The sequence below is a fragment of the Flavobacterium sp. genome, assembly GCF_044368625.1.
Classification (GTDB): domain Bacteria; phylum Bacteroidota; class Bacteroidia; order Flavobacteriales; family Flavobacteriaceae; genus Flavobacterium.
Genome location: NZ_JBIPPD010000323.1, coordinates 1 through 2,569, shown reverse-complemented (window position 1 = coordinate 2,569; position 2,569 = coordinate 1). Strand labels below are relative to the sequence as shown.

Below are 2,569 nucleotides of genomic sequence, written 5' to 3'. Positions count from 1 at the left end.
CATTTGATTTTTCAAACAAATGAAAATACTTCAAAATTTAGCATGGCTTAAAACGAAAGTATTGATTGATGAAAGTAAGTTTTTTGAAAGAAATGAGGGTTTTTTCACAGCCTGACGTTTTGCAGCTTGGCGATGTGGCGGATTAAGGAAGCCTAAACTTTCGGTTAAGCACTGACTTTGCAAGTACAAAACCAACTTCAAATTAAGCCCAAAACCCGCCATATTGCTAAACTGCTGTTAGCCGTTCGGTTTTTTTCTGTTCTAATTTTTAATCAAACATTATTCCGCCATCTATAAAATCTAAATTGAAAGATTTACATTTAGGACAGAAGTTTTTTCTTTTTTTATAATGTTTATTGTTCCAATTATGTGTTCCAATTTCTTTGTCTTCAATAAACATTCTAGGTTCATAATATGGAACATATTTATCATTTATTTTTTCAACAATAACTTTACGATTGAAAAAATAAAGAAATTTTTTTCTAATTACTATTGTTTTTTTATAATTGTATAAATTTATTCCTTCAATTTCATTATTTTCTATATTCCAAGCTGGTGCTCCACAAACAGTAAGATGATTCATTCTGCCACCACCAACAGAAATCGATTCTGTTTTGTAACCACAATGTTTGCATATTGGTATAATTGTAAATCCCATATTTTAAATTTTATGTCTTTGTATTTACGTTCAGAAATGTTAATTGTGAAACAGTACGTACTTAATTAAAAATCTGAAAAGTATATTCTTTTATCCAATGGTCAGTGTAACCATAGACGGTTTTTAATAATCGGATGTCATTTATTTGCTCAAGAAGATTTTCACCCGTCCAATGATTTTGGTTCATAATACTATCAATACTTGTACTTGTAGATTCTCGCAAGGACAAGTGATCAAAATGTTTTACGAAATTGCCTACCAAGCCAATTATGGAGTCCGTAGCTAATTGAAATGATATGCGATAAGAAGTCATATCACCTCCTCTTTTTTTAAAATTTTCTATTGAGTTTTCAATTTCATAAGTAAATAGGTGATTCAAATTAATCTTTTCAAATTCATATGCGATAGTCGCTTTTTCAATTTTACCAAGTTCATTACTTGATTCAGCTTTTAATAATAACTCTTGCAATTTTATTTGATGCGTTGAAATATAATTTCGAAAAGTTTCTAGTTCAGATTGTATTGAAATTTGCCCAAAAACTCCTGAAGCTATCATTCCTAAAGAATAGGCTTCAGCCTGATAATAAGCATTAACCATTAAAATAAAATTACTATTAATTTTTTTCATAAATTTTCTTTTTTAGTTTCGTAATTAAAACAGTTTTTTCTGAAGTTTAACTTTGGATAGAGTTTAACTATTTTTGACTATTTATAAGATTTTGTAATTGCATAGCATTAAATGATGTTGGTTCATCTTGGAATTTTTTTGTTAGGTATAGAACATTCAAAGACTTTTCAACCTGATTAATCATTTGATCAATGTTATCAATTTGCATTTTCTGATCTTCCCAACTAATATTTTCGGGCATTAATTTAAGATTGTGATGGAAAGATTTGCAAATTGAAATTATATTTTCAGAGATTTCAATTTGTAAATCAATATTATTTTCACCAATGTTAGCACCATAATTAAATAATTTTTCTGCATTATAGTATTGCGATTGAATTAATATTGATGATTCTTCTACTGAATATTGTAGTTTATTCATTTTGAATATTTTATCAGCAGTTTCAATTATTTTTTCACTTTTTGTCATTTTTTTTAGTTTTGAAGTTGAATTTTTTTTAACGACTATCTGCTAAACTGACTGCTGTTAGCCGTTCGGTTTTATTATTCAAATGTAATTTCTTCTTCGTGACTTTTGTACAATTCAATATCTTCTTGTAAATCAAAACCTAACATAACAGTTTTAAGATTTTCATCTAAAAGTTTATTTTTTAGAAATTCATTTTCAGATAAAGCAGTGATTTCCCAAAAATCTATCTGAAATGAAGCGTTTTTTACTTTACCATAAAATGGAATATTAAATGCTAAAAACTTATTTTCAGAAATTCGTCTGTAATAAACAGGCGTATCTTTTGCAAAATTTCCAACTTTATCTATTTCTTCATTAAATTTTTCAGCCTCTGCAAATTCAACAAATGATTTCTTTTTATTTTCTTCTCTTAATCTAATTTTTTCAAGTATTTCCTTTTTATTCATAAAGATAGTTTTTATTAAAATTTCAACATTGTGTTTTATTTTCTGAAATAATTATTCCAATATTCGGTATTTAATTTAGGATTTATTTTTTCGTTCTATCGGCCGCTAAACTGACGGCTAACGTTTCGCGGCTTTAAGAAGTTGGGGATTTGTAAGCCCGAAACTTTCGATTAACACCGAAAATCAAAAGTACAAAACAAATTTTAAATTAAGCCCAAAACCCCCAATTTCTTAAAACCGCTGTGCTTGTTGCACAACTCCTTCAAATATAACAAAAAGGAAACATTGAAAAGAGCACTTTTTTGTAAATTTATGCATGCAAGGAAAAAAGAATTTTACACCCCAGTTATTTGTTTCAGTTAATTTGC

4 protein-coding genes are annotated in these 2,569 nt (G+C 27.8%); all 4 read right to left on the bottom strand.

From position 1 onward, the window contains the following. Window positions 1–268: 268 nt before the first annotated feature. On the bottom strand, window positions 269–658 hold the full coding sequence (locus tag ACIQ2X_RS15640; RefSeq protein WP_396179901.1) for a hypothetical protein: 390 nt from the start codon (window positions 656–658) through the stop codon (window positions 269–271). A 61-nt stretch (window positions 659–719) separates the two neighbouring features. After that, window positions 720–1,286 (bottom strand): hypothetical protein, encoded by a 567-nt coding sequence (locus ACIQ2X_RS15635; protein ID WP_396179900.1) that lies wholly within the window; start codon window positions 1,284–1,286, stop codon window positions 720–722. 67 nt (window positions 1,287–1,353) lie between these two features. Then, on the bottom strand, window positions 1,354–1,755 hold the full coding sequence (locus tag ACIQ2X_RS15630) for a hypothetical protein (protein ID WP_396179899.1): 402 nt from the start codon (window positions 1,753–1,755) through the stop codon (window positions 1,354–1,356). A gap of 74 nt (window positions 1,756–1,829) precedes the next feature. Then, window positions 1,830–2,201 (bottom strand): hypothetical protein, encoded by a 372-nt coding sequence (locus tag ACIQ2X_RS15625; protein WP_396179898.1) that lies wholly within the window; start codon window positions 2,199–2,201, stop codon window positions 1,830–1,832. Window positions 2,202–2,569 lie beyond the last annotated feature (368 nt).

Excerpts from the sequence above, each read along its gene's own strand:
- ACIQ2X_RS15640 (WP_396179901.1), bottom strand. The coding sequence starts at position 658 with ATGGGATTTACAATTATACCAATATGCAAACATTGTGGTTACAAAACA.
- ACIQ2X_RS15635 (WP_396179900.1), bottom strand. The coding sequence starts at position 1,286 with ATGAAAAAAATTAATAGTAATTTTATTTTAATGGTTAATGCTTATTAT.
- ACIQ2X_RS15630 (WP_396179899.1), bottom strand. The coding sequence starts at position 1,755 with ATGACAAAAAGTGAAAAAATAATTGAAACTGCTGATAAAATATTCAAA.
- ACIQ2X_RS15625 (WP_396179898.1), bottom strand. The coding sequence starts at position 2,201 with ATGAATAAAAAGGAAATACTTGAAAAAATTAGATTAAGAGAAGAAAAT.